This window comes from Halobacillus sp. Marseille-P3879, from assembly GCF_900240285.1.
Taxonomy (GTDB): Bacteria; Bacillota; Bacilli; order Bacillales; family Halobacillaceae; genus Halobacillus_A.
Genome location: NZ_OESS01000003.1, coordinates 480,458 through 498,672 on the forward strand (window position 1 = coordinate 480,458; position 18,215 = coordinate 498,672).

Annotated in this window: 16 protein-coding genes; 9 read left to right on the plus strand and 7 right to left on the minus strand. The window is 41.4% G+C overall.

All coding sequences use genetic code 11. The features are described from left to right. Positions 1 to 3: 3 nt before the first annotated feature. The 4 genes from C1A12_RS16735 to C1A12_RS16750 are packed head-to-tail and all read left to right on the plus strand — an operon-like array spanning position 4 to position 3,493. Positions 4 to 873: a triphosphoribosyl-dephospho-CoA synthase gene (locus C1A12_RS16735; protein WP_101845655.1), complete on the plus strand. Its 870-nt coding sequence runs from the start codon at positions 4 to 6 to the stop codon at positions 871 to 873. A 13-nt stretch (positions 874 to 886) separates the two neighbouring features. Continuing rightward, complete coding sequence (locus C1A12_RS16740; RefSeq protein WP_101845657.1) at positions 887 to 1,192, plus strand: malonate decarboxylase subunit delta; 306 nt, start codon at positions 887 to 889, stop codon at positions 1,190 to 1,192. Next, the gene (locus C1A12_RS16745; RefSeq protein ID WP_101845659.1) at positions 1,179 to 2,855 is read left to right on the plus strand and encodes a biotin-independent malonate decarboxylase subunit beta; all 1,677 of its coding nucleotides are present in this window, start codon (positions 1,179 to 1,181) and stop codon (positions 2,853 to 2,855) included. The genes C1A12_RS16740 and C1A12_RS16745 overlap by 14 nt, the downstream gene beginning before the upstream one ends. Continuing rightward, positions 2,849 to 3,493 (plus strand): malonate decarboxylase holo-ACP synthase, encoded by a 645-nt coding sequence (locus C1A12_RS16750; protein WP_101845660.1) that lies wholly within the window; start codon positions 2,849 to 2,851, stop codon positions 3,491 to 3,493. The genes C1A12_RS16745 and C1A12_RS16750 overlap by 7 nt, the downstream gene beginning before the upstream one ends. 95 nt (positions 3,494 to 3,588) lie before the next feature. Here C1A12_RS16750 and C1A12_RS16755 read toward each other — a convergent pair whose 3' ends face one another. From C1A12_RS16755 to C1A12_RS16770, 4 genes are read right to left on the minus strand one after another with little or no spacing between them, the layout of a single operon-like run. Then, positions 3,589 to 4,296 (minus strand): small-conductance mechanosensitive channel, encoded by a 708-nt coding sequence (locus C1A12_RS16755; RefSeq protein ID WP_235001645.1) that lies wholly within the window; start codon positions 4,294 to 4,296, stop codon positions 3,589 to 3,591. A 47-nt stretch (positions 4,297 to 4,343) separates the two neighbouring features. Then, complete coding sequence (locus C1A12_RS16760; RefSeq protein ID WP_235001646.1) at positions 4,344 to 5,054, minus strand: DUF5058 family protein; 711 nt, start codon at positions 5,052 to 5,054, stop codon at positions 4,344 to 4,346. Positions 5,055 to 5,098: 44 nt separating this feature from the next. Then, on the minus strand, positions 5,099 to 6,313 hold the full coding sequence (locus tag C1A12_RS16765) for a M20 family metallopeptidase (protein ID WP_101845662.1): 1,215 nt from the start codon (positions 6,311 to 6,313) through the stop codon (positions 5,099 to 5,101). A 41-nt stretch (positions 6,314 to 6,354) separates the two neighbouring features. Further along, positions 6,355 to 7,797: an amidase gene (locus C1A12_RS16770; protein WP_101845664.1), complete on the minus strand. Its 1,443-nt coding sequence runs from the start codon at positions 7,795 to 7,797 to the stop codon at positions 6,355 to 6,357. 450 nt (positions 7,798 to 8,247) lie between these two features. Here C1A12_RS16770 and C1A12_RS16775 point away from each other — a divergent pair, with 450 nt between their 5' ends. After that, positions 8,248 to 8,481, plus strand: coding sequence for a hypothetical protein (locus tag C1A12_RS16775; protein WP_101845665.1), 234 nt, complete (start codon positions 8,248 to 8,250; stop codon positions 8,479 to 8,481). Positions 8,482 to 8,590: 109 nt separating this feature from the next. On the opposite strand, the gene egtB is transcribed toward C1A12_RS16775, so the two are convergent. From egtB to C1A12_RS16790, 3 genes are all read right to left on the minus strand, one after another. Further along, the gene (gene egtB, locus C1A12_RS16780; protein ID WP_101845667.1) at positions 8,591 to 9,844 is read right to left on the minus strand and encodes an ergothioneine biosynthesis protein EgtB; all 1,254 of its coding nucleotides are present in this window, start codon (positions 9,842 to 9,844) and stop codon (positions 8,591 to 8,593) included. A gap of 295 nt (positions 9,845 to 10,139) precedes the next feature. Next, positions 10,140 to 11,378: a M20 family metallo-hydrolase gene (locus C1A12_RS16785; protein ID WP_101845669.1), complete on the minus strand. Its 1,239-nt coding sequence runs from the start codon at positions 11,376 to 11,378 to the stop codon at positions 10,140 to 10,142. A gap of 410 nt (positions 11,379 to 11,788) precedes the next feature. Then, positions 11,789 to 13,123, minus strand: coding sequence for a short-chain fatty acid transporter (locus C1A12_RS16790; RefSeq protein ID WP_101845671.1), 1,335 nt, complete (start codon positions 13,121 to 13,123; stop codon positions 11,789 to 11,791). A gap of 349 nt (positions 13,124 to 13,472) precedes the next feature. Between C1A12_RS16790 and C1A12_RS16795 the strand changes: the two genes are divergently transcribed. From C1A12_RS16795 to C1A12_RS16810, 4 genes are read left to right on the plus strand one after another with little or no spacing between them, the layout of a single operon-like run. Then, positions 13,473 to 14,762 carry an ABC transporter substrate-binding protein gene (locus C1A12_RS16795; RefSeq protein WP_101845673.1) on the plus strand — a complete coding sequence of 430 codons (1,290 nt, stop codon included), beginning with the start codon at positions 13,473 to 13,475 and terminating at the stop codon, positions 14,760 to 14,762. A gap of 4 nt (positions 14,763 to 14,766) precedes the next feature. Continuing rightward, positions 14,767 to 15,687 (plus strand): carbohydrate ABC transporter permease, encoded by a 921-nt coding sequence (locus C1A12_RS16800; protein ID WP_101845675.1) that lies wholly within the window; start codon positions 14,767 to 14,769, stop codon positions 15,685 to 15,687. After that, entirely contained in the window at positions 15,688 to 16,527 is an 840-nt protein-coding gene (locus tag C1A12_RS16805) for a carbohydrate ABC transporter permease (RefSeq protein ID WP_235001647.1), read from the plus strand. 55 nt (positions 16,528 to 16,582) lie between these two features. Then, positions 16,583 to 18,073 (plus strand): glycoside hydrolase family 32 protein, encoded by a 1,491-nt coding sequence (locus C1A12_RS16810; RefSeq protein ID WP_101845677.1) that lies wholly within the window; start codon positions 16,583 to 16,585, stop codon positions 18,071 to 18,073. Positions 18,074 to 18,215 lie beyond the last annotated feature (142 nt).

Here is an 18,215-nt window from a genome sequence, read left to right on the forward strand (position 1 = left end):
CCTATGACATGGAAAAACGCAAGAGAATGTGGGGAAAACCTTAGTTACTGGGTGGTTCAGGCCTTAATAAACGAAGTGGAGCTTGCTCCTAAACCAGGACTGGTTGACCCAAATGACAGAGGGTCTCATCAAGACATGAATTTTGAATTAATGGTCCAGTCTGCCCGTTCTCTACAGGAAACATTTAAGTTAATTGCTGAAGTTTCATATAGGCAAGAGCCGAGCCAGCAGCTGCGGGAAGAAATAGCAGGCATTGGGAGAGCTGGTGAGAAGAAAATGATGCAGGTTACGGGCGGGATCAATACGCATAAAGGAGCAATATGGGTACTGGGACTTCTAACTTCCGCTGCAGCTGTCAATCCTCCAGGCGAGGACACCAAACGGCTCGTGCAAACAGCTTCACGGATAGCACGATTTCCAGATCATTACGCTCCCAGTATTCCCACCCACGGTTCTACCCTTCATGAAAAACTGGGTGTAAAGGGAGCTAGAGGGGAAGCTGAAGCTGGCTACCCAAATCTTATAGAAATCGCCTTGCCTGCATTAGATCATTCAAGAAGAAAAGGTATTTCAGAACGCCAAGTGAAGTTGGACACTTTAGTAGCATTGATTGCCTGCTTAGAAGATACATGTATTATTCATCGAGGAGGATTGCTGGTCTTAGAGTTGGTCCAGGAAAAAGCTGCTCATATCTTACAATGCGGAGGAGTCTCTACTCTGGAAGGATGGAGGGAGCTGGAAGAATTAAATCAATTATTTTTAAAATACCACGTCTCCCCTGGAGGAAGTGCTGATTTATTAGCAGCAGCTCTATTTTTGGATCAGTTAAAAAAAGTTCCTTTTAATGAATCGAAAGGTAAGGTAACTATATAAAGGAGGAGTCAGATTGGAATCATTGTTTTTTCAATATCCAGCTAAAAATAAAATAGAACGCCAATCCCATGTAGGTGTAGTAGGTTCGGGAGATTTAGAAGTATTAGTTACCCCTTCTGAAGAACCGTGGGTTAAAGTAGAAGTCAGAACAGGTATGACCGGGTTTGAGCAGACTTGGGAAAAGGTAATCGAAAGGTTCTGTAATTATTATGCAGCACAGGCAACTATACAAGTGAATGACTTTGGGGCTACTCCTGGGGTTGTCTCCCTGCGGTTGGTTCAAGCTTTGGAGGTGAGTGGTCACCATGAAATCTCTTAAAGTGAGTTTTGCAGAATTAAACGCTCGGGAACGTACAAAGGCGTTATTAGATGAAGATACGTTTCGCGAGTTACTGGATCCTTTTGAGGGTTTCGAATCCCCTCATTTAGTACGTCAGGGGATTGTCCCTCAAAGCGACGATGGGGTAGTGATAGCAAAAGGAAACATTAATGGAGACCCGGCAGTTATTATTTCAATCGAAGGCAGCTTTCAAGGAGGCGGGATTGGAGAGGTTTCAGGCGCAAAGATAGCCGGAGCCCTTGAGTTAGCTCTTCGTGATAACCAAAATGGGATTCCTACTCGCACAATTATTGTCTATGATACCGGTGGTGTTAGGCTGCAGGAAGCCAACTATGGATTGTTAGCTATTGCTGAGATCGGTTCAGCAATTTCTGCGTTAAGAGAATATACACCTGTCATTGGAGTGATACCTGGTAAAATAGGCTGTTTTGGAGGGATGTCCCTGACAGCAGGGTTATGCAGCACCCTTATCATGACTAAAGAAGGACGGCTTACATTAAATGGACCGGAAGTTATTGAACAAGAAGCTGGAATCCAGGAATTCGACTCTCAGAATAGACGTTTAATATGGAATACAATTGGTGGTGAACAGCGTTTCTCCCTTGGTTTTGTTGATTATCTCGCAGAAGATGACATTGATTCAATAAAAAACATAATTATAGAAAGTACCCGGCGAACGGAGAAGAGCCATTCTCGCAGCGAGCAAGTGCAGCTTTATAGAAACCGCCTACAAAAAATAGACCCTTCGTTCCCTTTAAATTCATTAGATTTACAAAGGAAGTGGGAAGAAGCGAGCATTGAAGAAGGGGAAAGATGGATTGAGGAGAATTCTGACGAAAGCTGCATTGAAAGTAGAGGTAGGACTTGGTTTACAGCTTTAACAACCAAAACCAAAAGTAATCTTACCCCTTCCGTTTTGTGTGCAGATGAAGAAATCGAAGATGAACGTGTTCGTTATATTTCGGTTGTACCTAATTTGAATAGCCGCTACCACCGTGCCCGCGAAGGAGAAGTGGGACTGGAAGAAGGATGGACGATTGCTCACTATGTAAGGGAAGCAATTGAGCAGGATGACGGAGGTGACCGCCGTGCTATTGTAGCGATTGTGGATGTCCCCAGCCAAGCATATGGATACACTGAGGAATTACTGGGGCTGCATCAGGCAGGAGCAGCGGCAGTAGATGCTTATGCAGCAGCTCGACGTGCAGGTCATCCTGTCGTTACTTTAGTGGTAGGTAATGCCATTTCGGGAGCATTTCTCACTCATGGGCTTCAGGCTAATCGTATACTTGCTTTAGACGATGAAAAAGTGAACATCCATGTCATGTCAAAGCAATCCGCCGCTCGCATTACACGTCGTACCGTTCAGGAACTTGAAGAAGCTACTAAAAAAACGCCGGCCATGGCCTATGATGTGTTGTCTTTTTCTACTCTTGGTGCTCTTCATGAACTGATTGGAGGAGTGAATGCAAGTAACCCGGAAAGTGAAGATATTAAGTTAATAGAAAGAAAAATAGTAGAATCAATAGATAGTGCCAGGTCTGGTCCTTCAGATTTAAGAATCCGACTGCAATCTTTACAGGCAAAAGATAACCGGTCAGCATCGATTAAAGTGAGAGAGAGGCTGGAAACCCTATGGTAATGAATCCTCACGATCTTTTGAAAATAAAAAAAACGACGAAGCTGTCGAGCTCTCCTGAGATTCCTGAATGGGTCACAGAATCATTGCAAGATGTTCCGTACGTTGTGGTACGGCGTGCTCCAATGTCAGAAGGGATGATACCAATAGGAGTGCGGGGGAAAAAACGTAATCAGCGATTCGGTGCCTATATAGCTGAAGAGGACATCGTTCACTTGATTTCGCCAGTTACGATTTTACAGAAGTACGCCTGGAGGGAAAAAATAAGCAATAGCCCAATGCCTGCGATCAAGGCATTGGGTCATGTGCATGAAATATTCAAACCTTATAATTTGTTATGGGGGCCCGCGGGAAGTGTAGGGTTTGAGATGGTCAGTAAGTGCCAGACTGTTACTAAGAGCAGTGATCTGGATGTTGTCGTCTATGCGGATGAAGTTTTATTAATTGAAGTGGTCGAAAACATTGTTAACAAGCTTAATCAACTTTCCGTCATGGTTGATGTCCAAATTGAAACTCCGAATGGTTCAGTATCTTTAAGAGAATATGCCCGGGAGAAGGGGCCAATCTTAATGAAAACAATAGATGGGGCAAAGCTAGTTCATAACCCTTGGGAGCCTGAATTCGTCACAGCCCCATATTAGTAAAAAGTGTCCTGATTTTTCTATGCTTTAAGAACGTATAACTTTGTTAAAGTCCTTTGACTTCCGCCATGGACTTGACAGTAAGCCAGTTTTTTCTAATCCTTTTGTTTTTCTAAATAAAGAATAATAGCTATTGTTATTACAACGCAAACGACAATTTTGATTAGACTAAAGATAGGCGAAAACAGAACAATCATACCTACTGCAAGTGCAATTCCCCCATACAATGGAGTTTTATAAGCAAATTGGCCTAAAACAGCCCCGAATATAGCGGGAAGTACAAAAGCAAATGCATCTTCTACGGCAGGAGGAATGATCGAAAGAATATAGGTCCCGCCTAAAATAATTAAAACAATAACTACTATATTCACTAAAGAAGCAATTGCGATACCGAATACTCCAGCTAGCTCTGCTTTACGTGACCCACTTTTCGCCCCGATAGCTTTTTGAGCAGAGACAGAACAGGGAAGACACATGTTTGCTATATTTCCGGTTAAAAACGCTAAATAAGTACCGGCAATTCCGAGAGTAGGGTAATACGTAATGGGCTCCAGTATCCACATGATTCCAATAAAACCTGCATATCCTACAAGTCCTGTGAAAATGGCTCCCCACCCAGGGTGAGCATCTAAAATAAAAGACATATATATAGGCGGGATGAAGCACATTATAATTAATGTGAAGAGTGTTAGACGTCCCCAAAAATGAGCTCTGTTATGGAATATTTCCATGCTGTTTGTTGTTTCTGCTCCTGCACGACTTACATATTCATCTGGAGTTACCTTTTCCGGGTTAAGACTCATCAGATTTCCTCCTTATTTTTCTAATACCTCAGCACATGGTCGGTAATTTAGAAGAGGGTAGTAAAGTAAGCACTTGCCATACCAATTACCATAGCAATCCCTAATGCCCATTCTTTTAACCAGGCAAAGTTTACTTTATCAGCTATAAGCATGATAAGAACCATCGAAGAAAGAGCAGCAAGACCTGCTATAGTATGAGTAACACTTAAAACCATTTGATCACTTGCCTGGTATCCAAAAGCACCTAACATAGCAGCAGAGGAAACAGCAGCCATGATTTTTGGGTTTTTCTTCTCAATTTTCTTCTGTGTATTCCCAAGGGATTTGGTGAAAAAAGCCGTAAAGAGTAACCACCCCATCCCACCGAGACACATCGTCCAAACGACAGTTGTAAAAGCTGAAATTGAAAAGTTGTCGGAGTTTAATCCCACGCCAAAAGCATTGGCTCCTATCTCTGCTGCAGCTGATTCAGTTGCTGCAGACCCTATTATTCCTATTCTCATTAATGTTAACGGGGAACCGAGCAAAGCGATTAACGAAACAAGTATGATTGCAATCGCAAATGAAGGCCCTATCGAACTAATGAATCCTGTTCTAATAGCAGTTTTTACTTCCTTAGAAGTCATTCCTATACCTGGAGCTGATTTCTTTGCTATTCTTAAAAACACGATCGCTTGAAACATAACGATCCCAACGAAAATAAAAGCCATAATCCATAAAGGAGCACTATTTGCTATGTTCATTGTCTCGTTACTCAAATTAAGTTCCCCCTTGATTCAGTCTAATTGATAATTCAACTTACTTATTTCGTCGATTGCTTTTCTTTAGCGAAGTGGTCTTCTTTAGCCGATAAGTAGTCAAATACAGTAGAGATAAATAATTTACCAATATACATCATCGCTTCTTCCTGAACATTGAACTTCGGGTGGTGGTGAGGATATACCTTACTTTCTTCGTCTAAAGCACCTCCGACCCAGAAGAAGCTTCCTGGAATTTCTTTTAAATAATAAGCAAAGTCTTCCATGCCCATTTGTGGAGGCATTTCCTGCACCATATCTTCACCGAATAAGTTAGAAGCTGTCTTTCTTACTCTTTCCGTTTCTCCTGGATGGTTTACCACTGCTGGGTAGCCGCGTACATAATTGTAATTAACGCCAGCGCCGAATCCTTCACATGTAGATTCTGCTATTTTTCCGATTGACTTTTCTACCCAATCGCGAACCTCTTCATCAAACGTTCTTGCAGTTCCTTTAATTTTTACCTTGTCAGGGATGACGTTATAACCTTCGCCTCCATTAAAAGAGGCTACGGTAACAACAGCGGATTTTAACGGGTCGATTTGTCGGCTTACGATTTGCTGCAAATTAAGCATTAACTGGCTGCCCACAATGAGAGGATCAATTCCTAAGTGAGGTGTAGCTGCGTGGGTCCCTTTCCCGGAAATTTCTATTTCGAAAGTGTCTCCATTGGCCATAACTTGTCCTTCTTTGAGGCCCACTGTTCCAAGAGGTTCTATAGAACTTACATGAGCTCCGTATACTACATCTACTCCATCGAGGCACCCATCTTCTATCATGAATTTAGCCCCGCCGGGAATCACTTCTTCTGCAAATTGGTGGATAAATACGATAGTTCCTTCCAGCTCATCCAGGTTCTCACTGAGCACTTTTGCTACTCCTAGTAATCCAGCGGTGTGAAGATCATGACCGCAAGCATGCATAACACCTGGTACACGTGATTTGTACTCTACATCTTTTTCATCCTGGATAGGAAGAGCATCAAAATCTGCCCGTAAAGCCACTGTCTTGCCAGGTTTATGACCTTTTAAAATACCCACTACTCCACGACCGCCTACTTCTGTTTTTACCTCCAATCCCAACGAGGATAAGAATTCTGCTATTTTCTTTGGTGTGTGTACTTCTTTGTGTGAAAGTTCCGGATTCATGTGGAGATCTCTTCTAAAGTCTACTAACTCTGGATAAATTTCTTCCAACCTAGTAAATAATTTTTCTTTCATTAATAACTACTCCCATCTATTAAAGTTGATTAAAACGACGATCAGTCAGAAATTTGGGACTCATGTAAACCTGAAATTTTTGGGCGTTTATCTCCATGTTTTGTCGCTTGTTCAAATAAATAACCGATCTGCAGGACATTATAATCTGCTCGGTGAGGTCCTACTATCTGGAGACCGATCGGCAGCCCATCCGACGTAAAGCCGCCTGGTATTGATAAAGCCGGATTACCCAAAGCAGAAATGTAATAGCTTGAACGCATCCAATCAATATAGTTTTCCATTCGTACCCCATTAATTTGGTGAGGGGCTTCCTGGTCAACTTCAAAAGGCGGCACCTGGCTCACGGGGAGAATAAGGGCATCATACTGCTGGAAGAAAACTCTCATTCTATGATACAGCTCATTCCGTAACCTTTCTGCTCTTCCAATATCTACTCCTCGTAGTTCACGCCCTTTATTAAAGTTCCATATAAAGCTTGGCTTCATAACTTCCTGATAACGTTCAAACAATTCCTTATGTGACATTTCAAATTCCCATGCTCTAAATATATGGAAGACTTCATCCGCCTCTGACAACTCAGGAGAAGCTTCTTCAACCTGACACCCTAAATCCGAGAAAACTTTCATCTGTTCTTCGATATTGCTGCGGATTTCAGAATCTATAGGAAAAGCTCCCCCTAAATCTGCTGACCAGGCAATTCGAAGGTCATTTGCTTTTCTTGAAAATGGGCGAAGAAATTGTTCGCCGGATTCTTCGATTGAGATTGGCGATCGGCTATCAGGCCCTGACATAACAGACATCATAAAGGCAGCGTCTTCCACATTTCTTGAGATCGGTCCCTGAGTTGCAAGTGGAGAAAACAATGCAGGCTTAGGATAGGTTGGTACGCGGCCAGGGGAGGTTCTCATTCCAACAACATTATTGAAAGCAGCAGGAAATCGGCAAGATCCGCCCATATCACTTCCGTCCGCAAAAGGAAGCATTCCACAAGTTACGGCGACAGCCGCTCCACCACTGCTTCCACCTGCAGTACGATTAAGGTCATAAGGGTTTCTTGTAACGCCAAACACTTCATTAAACGTATGGGCTCCTGCCCCAAATTCTGGGACGTTCGTCTTTCCGATCACAATTGCTCCTGCTTTTCTTAATCGTTCCACCAGGAGGTCATCTTCGGTAGAAATGTTATCTTTTAAGGCAAGGGATCCACTCGTCATCGGAAACCCCCTGGCGTTATGTGTGTCTTTGATTGCTATCGGTAACCCGTGAAACGGACCTGTTTTTTTACCTGAAGCCAGAGCCTTATCTGCTTTGTCTGCTTCAATTAATGCTTGTTCATCATTTAGTGAAACGATCGCATTGACTTTTGGATTCACTCTTTCTATCTGTTTAAGGTGGGCTTCCATAACTTCCCGAGCCGATACTTCTCTTGATTGAATCGATTTAGCGAGATCACGTGCGGTAGAGTAACACTTATTTTCATTCATACCTTTTCAACCCCTCATAGATAGAATTTACAATTTGTGGATAGTCGTTTGTCGACTAAAAATGTATGTAACAATCTTCTGCTTTTTAAAGACAGGATTCCAGACATAAGCATATTTTGTTTGGTTAAAGGAATAGAAGCCATCAAACAAGTGAGGGAAGAATCTGAAGTGAAAATTATACTTCTGATGTTATAGGATGGCTAAAAGGTGTAAGTAAAAAAACAATGCGGCAGTCAAATTAATGTGGCGGGTCAGAAAAGAGAATTTAGGTTATTCCCTCCTTTGTTATTTTAAAAGTTATTAATTAGGATACAAGGGGAAAAAACAAAAGTCAAACTATTTAAAATATTTTATATGTTTTGTTAATTACTTGATTTAGTTGAATCATATCCGGAAATAGTGCATATTTTAACCTTCTTTCACTCAAATTAATAGAAAGGAGATGGTACTATGCCGAAAGATTCACAAAATCAGCATTCTCAGGTTTCCTCTCATAAAGATGGGGAGAGGGAAAGTGTTATCAATGACTCTAAAGGGCAACAGTTAGGCGTGACCACGGAATTTATTAATCCCGGTGGCAGGAAGGGTAAAGATAAATTGAATTTAAAGCCTGATGAGAAGATGAGAGAGTTTAAAGAGAATATGGAAAATCTTCCAAATAAGAAACATCACCCTGATGATTAAGGGTGATGTTTTTAAAAGACTGAAATTGTTAAATTCTATAAATTGGATAGTCTTATTAAAATCACTAATTTCCCCCGCTGCTAAGAGACAGCGGGGGTTCCTTCGCTGGTTATAAATCGTCCGCAAGTCGAAATCCGCTGAATGCCCATCTCATATGAGGATAGAAAAAGTTTCGATAGGTAAGGCGGATATGAGATTGAGGAGTGACACAAGATCCGCCTTTAAGTACGATCTGATTCGCCATAAACTTCGCATTGTACTCACCAAGTGAACCGTCTAGAGGCTTGTTTCTGGGATAAGGAACATAAGGACTCTGTGTCCATTCCCAGACGTCTCCAAACGCTTTATGAAAAGTTTCGTTGGTACTGTATTGGGAATGCGGCTGATAAAAATCGTCTTCCATAAAGTGCCCTTCTATTAAATGGCCCTCAAGGGCATGTTCCCATTCTTGTTCAGTAGGCAGCCGCTTCCCAGCCCAGCGTGCATAAGCATCAGCCTCATAAAAACTTACATGACTTACAGGGGCGTGGGGGTCAATTTTTTGCAGTCCGCTCAACGTATAGACGTACCATTCATTTTCTCTCTTCATCCAGTACTGTGGATGGACCCAATTCTCTTCATTTACTTTCTGCCAGCCATCGGACAGCCAATAGTCGGGAGTTTCGTAACCATCAGCGTTAATGAAATCTATGAACTCTCCGTTTGTTACTGGTCGGTTGGCCAGTTGGTAAGGAGCTAAATACGTTTTATGACGAGGTCCTTCATTGTCAAAACAGAACCCTTCTCCAGAGTGGCCGACCTCTACCAGTCCTCCGTCGATCTCATAGAAGGATAGTTCGGGTGTATGGGAAGATGGTTCATAATTGTTATCACGGAACACTGGATGAAGAGGGTTAAATGAAAAATTGTATTTTATGTCCATTAAGATAAGCTCCTGATGCTGTTGTTCATGCTGTAATCCAATTTCTACAAGCTCTTGAAGTTCTTCATTATCACTCTTTTCATCCAGCAATTGAGACATATGTTCGTCAACATAATGGCGGTATGAATACGTTTCTTCGACTGTCGGCCGCGTGATCAGTCCGCGTCTGGCTTGAGGGTGAGGGGTGCCGACAGTTTCGTAATAAGAATTGAATAAGTATAGAAATTCATTATTAAAGTGTACGTAGTGGGGGAGAAAGGCTTCCAAAATGAATTTCTCAAAAAACCATGTAGTATGGGCTAAATGCCATTTCGCAGGGCTTACGTGGGTAGCGGCCTGTACAACAAAATCTTCTGTTTCCAAATTTGAAACTAGTTTTTCGGTATATTCCCTTATATTCTGATATTCTTTCTGAACTTCTTTATCCTTGGTTAGTGGCATACTTTCACTCCAATTATTCCAGTTTTAAATTTCCGAGGAACCAGTCTGCTAAACGTCTATAAAGGGGCATACTCCCTCCATAAATGGGCTGTAACTATGTATTTCCCTGTAATGCATGGAATTAATCAAGGTATTTTAAAGAAATTGGCCTCCCAAAGAAGATAACTTCGTTGGCTTATGCGGCCAGTATGGTCTTCTCATCGAATAGCTGCAGCCTCACAAAGGTATCATCAGAATCTGAAATAGATATTTCCATGTTAATAGAAACTTTCGCAGCTTTCACAGTAATTCTTCCTCATTTAGACTGGGCAATTCTGACGGCAGTTTGATAGAGCAGCTCAGTACCTTTTTGGATATCTTCGATTTCAGCAAATTCTAACGGATTATGGCTGATTCCTTTTTCGCACCTGACAAATATCATTCCATAGTCGCAAATATAAGACATAAACAACGCGTCATGAAACGGGCCGCTCATTAAAGTGGGAGAATTCAAACCAAGTTTTTCATCTTCTTCTTTCATAATTTCTTTAATCCAATCAGCACAGTAGCGAGGATCACTGCGGGTATCTTCATTCAGTGAGTACGTAAGATTAAGCTCGGAACATGTCTTCTCAATAATTTCATAGAGCTTCTTTTCTAACCTTGTTCTGGCATCTGTGTCGATATCTCTTAAATCAATGGTGAATTCTACTTTCTCAGGAATGATGTTTCTTGAGTTAGGGAAGTTTTGCAGGCTTCCAACTGTTCCTACCGTGTTTTTCGATCCTTCCTTTTTAACTAGCTCATTAAATTCCTTTATGATAGAGGAGGCTCCAACAAGAGCGTCTTGTCTTAAGCTCATCGGCACTGATCCTGCGTGGCCGGCAAAGCCTTCTACCGTAACAGTCAGCCAGAGAGGCCCTGCAATGGCAGAAACGATGCCTACAGGTTTGCCGAGATCTTCAAGCACTGGACCCTGCTCGATATGTAATTCTAGGAAGGCTTCGATGTCTTCAGGCTGGTAAACTGGGCTTTTAGTTATATCAGGGGTTACGCCAAATTCTTTTAAAGCCTCTAAGCGGCTGACGCCATCCTTATCCTTCCGCTCTAGTTCTCCTTCTTCTAACTGTCCAATTAAGGCACGGACGCCGAATACGCCTTTGTTGAACCGAGCTCCTTCTTCATCTGCAAAACAGACCACTTCTATTGTCCGGTTAGGGACAATTCCATTATCTTTTAAGCTATGTACCACCTCAATACCGCCCAGAGCGCCGGCGGTTCCATCAAACCGGCCACCGTAGGGCTGAGAATCAATATGAGAGCCAAGCATAAGGATAGGTTTATCCGGTTCTTTACCCGTTAATCTACCAATTAAATTCCCGAAACAATCGATGCGCGTTTCTAATCCAGCTTCCTCCATCCATTCTTTGACAAGGTCGACTCCTTGACGGTCTTCCTTAGAATGAGCTAAACGACGTACTCCTGTTTCACCAATTTTTCCGATAGTGGCTAACGTGTTAATATGTTTTTCCAGTCTTTCCCCGTCTATTACCATTGCCATCCTCCTCGTTCTAGTTTTTTCAATATAACAAGTATGCTAGTGGTGAACAATGTACATAATGAAATTTTTGAAAATATTTTGTATATTTAGTCTATTGTTGTTGGTCCATTAAATCAAGGGTGGAAAACAGGACAATGGAAGGACAAGAGGGGGACAATAGCTGAGCAGCTTTTATTTCTTACTGGTGTACTATTTTCCTCCATGACCTATCAGGTCTTGAGCAATGAAAGGAATACATAAAAGTGAGGGATTCGATGTTAGACCGTCAATCATCCATGAATCTAAGCCAGTATGAAGGGCTATACGATATTGAAAGATAAAATTTAAGTAAAAATGCCAAAAATTAAAGCTGTCGAGAACTTTCTCGACAGCCTGAGTGCCTCTATAAACAAGGCACTGTCAATTTACAAAAACAACAAACCGATTGCGATTGGAATAAAACTCCAAATTAATATGATGACACAAAAGCCCATAATGTCTCTTACTTTCAATCCGGCAATGGCAAGGAGCGGCAGGGCCCAGAATGGCTGAATCATATTCGTCCATGCATCTCCCCAGGCTACAGCCATTGCTGTTTTTGCTGTAGCCACGCCTAGTTCCATTGCTGCCGGGATCATAATCGGGGCTTGCACCGCCCATTGGCCTCCTCCTGAAGGAACGAAGAAATTGAGAATCCCTGCACTGATAAAAGCAAACAATGGGAAGGTAAAGTCACTTGACATCTCTACGAACCATAAAGATAACTGTTCAGATAAACCGGATGCGACCATCATCCCCATGATTCCTGCGTAAAACGGGAATTGAATGATGATCCCGCCGGCGTTTTTGACTGCGTCCGTTACACTGTTTAAGAAGCGCCGTGGTGTCTTATGAGCCAGGATCCCTAGGAAAAGCATGATAAAGTTAACGATGTTGATATTAAGGTCGAGACCATTTTGGATAAAATGTAAAAATACAAAAGTTAAACCTAATACACCAATAAGTAAAGATACGATCCTGCTGTTTTCAAGCCTTTCAGCAGGTGTAAGAGCTTGATTGGAAAGAGGAGTGGATTCGTTATCGTTCGTTAATTGTTGCTGGAGAAGGTCAAGGTTGTTTTGCCTGCTATTTCCGCTGGATTTCATAATCCATAAATTAACTAAAGGAAGAGAGACAAGCAGTATTATGACGATAAATAAGTTCATGCTGCTAAACAAGGTGTCTGTAATCGGCACCGTGCCGATCGAATCCGATAAAAAGTGATCCTCTGTGGCAATTGTTAAAGGGATAGAGCCTGACAAACCTCCATGCCATAAGAGAAAACCGCTATAGGCGCTGGCCATTAATATTCGATAATCCACGGAAGGAACCTGACGAGCTACATGGACAGCAAGTAAAGCACCTACTACAAGACCGAAACCATAATTAATTAAACAAGCAATAGCAGCGACAAAGGTCACAAGCAAAATTGCCTGGCCTGGCGTAGACGCCATTTTGCTAAGCTTCGTCAAAAAAGATTTTACAATGGGGCTGTTTGCCAGGATATAGCCAGTGACTACGATTAAGGTCATCTGCATAGCAAACTCTAAAAGGTCCCAGAAACCCTCTCCCCAAAATTGAACCATTTCACCAGGTGAACTTCCTGTAATACCAATTCCCAGTCCAAATACAAGTAACGTTAAAAGAACAGCAAACAAAAATGCGTCTGGCAGATATCGCTGGACAAGCCGGTCAAAAAATAAAGTAGTTCCTCTGAGCATAAAAATCCCCCTTCAATTGTAATCGCTTTCAAAAATGCGATTCTTTATTACAGTACTGAATATAGACAGGTTTCATTCATAAATGAATGAAAATTCAGTTTAGTTTTAGTGTGTAAGTATATTGTCGAAATTGCAAGGGATGTAGTCTTTTTTGTGGGTCATTTTTAAAATATTTTGCGGAATTGAAAGATATTATATTGGAGACGACAAAAATGCAGTAATTAAGACGTCAATCAATTAAAATCAAGTTTTATTTTTTAAATCATATAAATATGTCATCCGGTTGACATACATTTCAAACAAGGTTACAATCTTATTAAGAAATCGCTTTCAATAAGGAGGAGGAGAAATGAAACATGTGATTTTAACCTTTGTATTAGCAGGCTCATTGTTTCTGACAGCATGTAATACCGAAGAGAGCAGCAGTACATCGGGAGAAGAAACGATCAGCATGTGGGTGCAGACATCAAAGGAGAGTCCAGAAGGGGAAGTGATGTTTGATACTGTTCAGCAATTTAATGACGAATACGAGGGAACTTATGAAGCTGAGATTGAATTTATTCCGAGAAGCGGGGGTGGAGGAGGTTATGAAGATAAAGTAAATGCAGCAGTTTCCACAGAAACGCTTCCTGATGTGTTAACGCTTGATGGTCCGAACACAGCGGCTTACGCTGAGGCAGATATAATCGCCCCGATAGGTAAATATCTTTCCGATAAAGATGATTTTTTACCAAGTATTATTGATCAGGGAACATATGAAGATGAGCTTTATGCTATTGGATACTCGGAGTCGGGCGTCGGGATATTTTACAACAAAGATATGTTTGAAGAAGCAGGCATTGATTTAGATTCATTACCGACGGTTGAAGATCCCTGGGACTGGAATCAATTTATGGATTTATCAAAAAAACTGACAGAGACCTTTGATACTCCAGCCATAGACATGGGGCTGGATGATAAGAGTGAATGGTTAATGTACGCCTTTGCTCCGTTTTTATGGTCTCAGGGGGGACAGGTTGTCTCAGAAGATGGTGAACAAGCCGCAGGGGTTTTTAATAATGAAGATGGGGTGAAAGCCATGTCCTTTATTCAAGAAATGCAGAACAAAAATTATACGACCATTTCTCCTTCAGAAAATGGATTCGAGACGGGCAAATATCCAATGATGATGAGCGGCTCCTGGTCGATTCAGATGCTGGAAACTAGTTATCAGGATATCGATTACGATATTATGCCTTATCCAGTTTCTCCAGATACCAACGAACTTGTCTCTCCTACAGGAAGCTGGCAGTATGCGATGTCAACCAGTGCGGAAAATGAAGAAGCCGCTGGGGCATTGATTGATTTTCTTACGACGACCGAGGCACTCGTAGATATTAGTTTAGGAAACACTGTGCTCCCCGCACGGTATTCAGCAGCAGAAGAGCTGGAAGATCAAGTAACACCGCAGATGAACAAGCTGATTGAGCAAAATACTGCTTCCGGCCAGCCGCGTCCAGTGCTCCCTGCCTATCCGCAAGTGACACGTGCCTTTCAGCAGACGGTAACAGGTCTTTCTTTTTATGAAACAGATGAATTGCAGCAGCTGCTTGACGAGAAAGCTCAAGAAATGCAGACAGCCATAGATAGGAGGAACTAAAGTAATGGAGTATTCTGATAAGTACACAAAACGGGAGAAAAGAAAAGCCTTCAGTTTAGAAACGATCAGTTTTCATGTTCAGCCATTTTATTTTCTGCTGCCAGCCTTGATACTTTTAGGGATTTTCTTATTTTTACCGGCATTACTGACAATTTATTATGCTTTTACGGACTATTATCTGCTTACGCCAGATCAACGGGAATTTGTAGGCTTTAGTAACTTCGCTCAGCTCTTTAGTGATCCAGTATTTATGAAAAGTCTGCAAAACATTTCAATATTTGTTGTTTGTATAATTATTGTTCAAGTAGGTGCCGCTTTAGGGCTCGCTTTGTTAATCAACAACAACAAGAAAGGAAACATTTTTCTCAAAGTAGCTTTCTTCTCTCCAGTCGTAATGTCTTTAGTTGTAATCTCGGTCTTGTGGCTGTATTTATTAAACCCTTCTGATGGATTAATAAATTCTATGCTGCAGGGCATCGGTATTGATGCTCAGCCGTTTTTAACGAGTCCTAACCAGGCGATTTTTGCTATTGTCTTTGTTTCGGCCTGGCAGGGAGCAGGGTATCAAATGTTAATCTTTCTTGCTGGATTACAGAACATTCCCAGGGAAGTTTATGAAGCAGCTAAAATAGATGGAGCTACGAAATGGAAGAGCTTCCTGCATATTACGCTTCCTTTATTGAGGCCTACGACTACTCTAATTGTGTTCACTACGTTAATTGCAGCATTTAAATTAATCATTCAACCGATGATTATGACTCAGGGCGGGCCGTTGAACTCGACAATGACACCGATTTATTATATCTATCAAACTGGTTTTACAGATCGGTTAGTTGGTTACTCCAGTGCGATGACAGTTGTATTTGGGGTATTAATTGCTCTGGTTACATTTGTGCAGCGTAAACTGGCAAAGGAGGAGATCTAAGTGCAAAGAGTGACGAAAGGAATAAAGAATGTATTATTAACTCTTTTAGCTTTTTTGTTCATATTTCCTCTAATTTGGATGATTTCCTCTTCTTTAAAGTCAGAAGAGAATATTTATCAGGATTTAGACAGCATTAAGGCTTTGCTTCCTTCTTTTCAACTATCAGAATGGATGGCTTCTTATACGGAGCTTTTTGAAAGATTTGATATTTTTAACTATTTGTTCAACAGTATTCTCTATGCAGGTATAGTTACTGTTGGTTCAATCGTAATCAATGGAATGGCAGGGTATGCCTTCGCCAAGTTCAGGTTCTTCGGTAAAAACCTGTTGTTCAGCCTGCTGCTGGCGCTATTAATTGTTCCTGTAGAAACCATCATCATTACCCAGTTTACCATCATTCACAACCTGGGATTGGTCAACAGCCGTCTGGCTGTCGTTCTGCCTATGATCGCTAACGCGTTCTTTATCTACTTATTCAGGAACTTCTTTATCGCAGTCCCTGATTCAGTAATTGAATCGGCTAAAATTGAAGGAGCCAGCAACTGGTCGATTTTCTGGAAGATAATGATGCCGATGTCTAAACCAGCTATTGCCACTGTAGGCACACTTTCCTTTATCGCCAGCTGGAATGATTATATCTGGCCGTTAATGATCTTAACCGATGGCGAGAAATTTCCGCTGCAGGTTGCGATTACGAATATCAATTCGACCGAGCCCGTATTTACAAATCAGATTATGGCAATTCTAACGATTTCAACGATTCCGCTTATTATCGTATATATCGTAGCGCAAAAATATTTACTTCAGGGACTGGGAACATCAGGAACAGGTAATAAGTAAGTATTTATTTTTAATTTATATGACAACCGGATAGCATATAGTGGAGGGAAAAATTATGAAATTAACCAATGAAACACATGAGCAAAAAGTAAAGCAAGCCACTCAGGAGGTGGAGTTTAGAAAGAAGCAAGTTGTAGATGCCCGCTATCGATTAAATTATCACTTTATGGCTCCGGCGGGCTGGATTAATGATCCCAACGGCCTGATCCAGCATAAAGGAACCTATCATTTATTTTATCAGCATAACCCTTATGGAGCAGACTGGGGACCGATGCACTGGGGACACGCTGTAAGCAAAGATTTAATTCACTGGGAGCATCAACCCGTTGCTTTAGCACCTTCAGAGGAATATGATTTTGAAGAAGAAAATCAAGATATTGGCTGTTTCTCAGGGAGTGCTGTTTCTAAGGGGGATGAACTTTTCTTGATTTATACGGGGCACGTAGAAGGGAAGTCACCAAAAGAGGTTCAGGCTGCCGCCTCTTCTTTAGATGGTATTTATTTTAATAAGTACAGTGAAAATCCTGTCATTGAAAAACCTCCTGAACATCTATCTCAGGATTTTCGCGACCCTAAAGTATGGAGGCATAACGGGTATTGGTATATGGTTGTAGGCTCGAGTGTAAGTGGGAAAGGAGCCGTTCCTTTATATAAATCTCAGGATTTACTGAATTGGTCATATGAAGGAGAGGCCTTAGAAGCAACGGAAAGTCAGGGGGATATGTGGGAATGCCCGGATCTATTCCCTATCGAGGATAAACACGCCTTGATTGTTTCTCCGATGAATATGAGCAATGGGAAAAATATCATTATGGTTGGCGAAATGAATTATGAAGAAGGTAAATTTACTCCTGAATCAGTAAAAGAAATTGATAACGGAAATGATTTTTACGCGGCCCAGACGTTCGAAGATGAACAGGGAAGACGAATTCTAATTGCCTGGATGGATACGTGGCAGACAGATTTTCCTACTAAATCAGAAGGCTGGGCAGGAGCTATGACGATCCCAAGACAGGTTGTTCTAGACGATAACCGTCAAGTGAAGCTTTTACCGGTTCCTGAACTTCAGGGCTTACGAGAGAATTATCAGTGCAGGGAGAAGGTGCATTTGAACTCAAATGAAGATGTAGATGTTACTAGAGACGATGTAGATCATAGCTTTGAAATGTTAATAGATTTTGATTTAAAAGACACTGAATCTTATGGAAAGATAGGAATGGAATTAAGGGTTTCCAATGACGGAACAGAAAAGGTAATTGTGTACTACGATTTAAAAACAAAAGAATTAGTCGTAGACACTACTGCAGCCGGGGGAGATACACATCCTGATATTAATAGAACAAAGCTTGATGTCACAGACAACCTTTCACTCAGATTATTTATGGATACATGCTCATTAGAAGTGCTCACTGCTGATGGAGAAGCATGGATAACGAATCGCATTTATTCTGCTTTAGACAACAAAAGAACTCGATTATTTACAGAAGGAACCAGAGTTACTGTAGATAAAGTGGAGACATGGTCATTAAAAAAGGTAATAGAATAAAAAGAAGAGGAATGGGACAAAACTGAATAAATCATAAAATAATCCGAATGATTCTGTAGAAATCAGTTCGGATTATTTATGTTAAAGAGAATTCACACCATCGCTTCGTCAAAATACTTCGCTTTTCAGTGGACACGGCCTT

Bases quoted from the DNA above. Each gene is read 5' to 3' on its own strand.
- C1A12_RS16735 (WP_101845655.1), top strand. From the start codon at position 4: ATGACATGGAAAAACGCAAGAGAATGTGGGGAAAACCTTAGTTACTGG.
- C1A12_RS16745 (WP_101845659.1), top strand. From the start codon at position 1,179: ATGAAATCTCTTAAAGTGAGTTTTGCAGAATTAAACGCTCGGGAACGT.
- C1A12_RS16750 (WP_101845660.1), top strand. From the start codon at position 2,849: ATGGTAATGAATCCTCACGATCTTTTGAAAATAAAAAAAACGACGAAG.
- C1A12_RS16755 (WP_235001645.1), bottom strand. From the start codon at position 4,296: ATGAGTCTTAACCCGGAAAAGGTAACTCCAGATGAATATGTAAGTCGT.
- C1A12_RS16765 (WP_101845662.1), bottom strand. From the start codon at position 6,313: ATGAAAGAAAAATTATTTACTAGGTTGGAAGAAATTTATCCAGAGTTA.
- C1A12_RS16770 (WP_101845664.1), bottom strand. From the start codon at position 7,797: ATGAATGAAAATAAGTGTTACTCTACCGCACGTGATCTCGCTAAATCG.
- C1A12_RS16775 (WP_101845665.1), top strand. From the start codon at position 8,248: ATGCCGAAAGATTCACAAAATCAGCATTCTCAGGTTTCCTCTCATAAA.
- egtB (WP_101845667.1), bottom strand. From the start codon at position 9,844: ATGCCACTAACCAAGGATAAAGAAGTTCAGAAAGAATATCAGAATATA.
- C1A12_RS16785 (WP_101845669.1), bottom strand. From the start codon at position 11,378: ATGGTAATAGACGGGGAAAGACTGGAAAAACATATTAACACGTTAGCC.
- C1A12_RS16790 (WP_101845671.1), bottom strand. From the start codon at position 13,123: ATGCTCAGAGGAACTACTTTATTTTTTGACCGGCTTGTCCAGCGATAT.
- C1A12_RS16795 (WP_101845673.1), top strand. From the start codon at position 13,473: ATGAAACATGTGATTTTAACCTTTGTATTAGCAGGCTCATTGTTTCTG.
- C1A12_RS16800 (WP_101845675.1), top strand. From the start codon at position 14,767: ATGGAGTATTCTGATAAGTACACAAAACGGGAGAAAAGAAAAGCCTTC.
- C1A12_RS16810 (WP_101845677.1), top strand. From the start codon at position 16,583: ATGAAATTAACCAATGAAACACATGAGCAAAAAGTAAAGCAAGCCACT.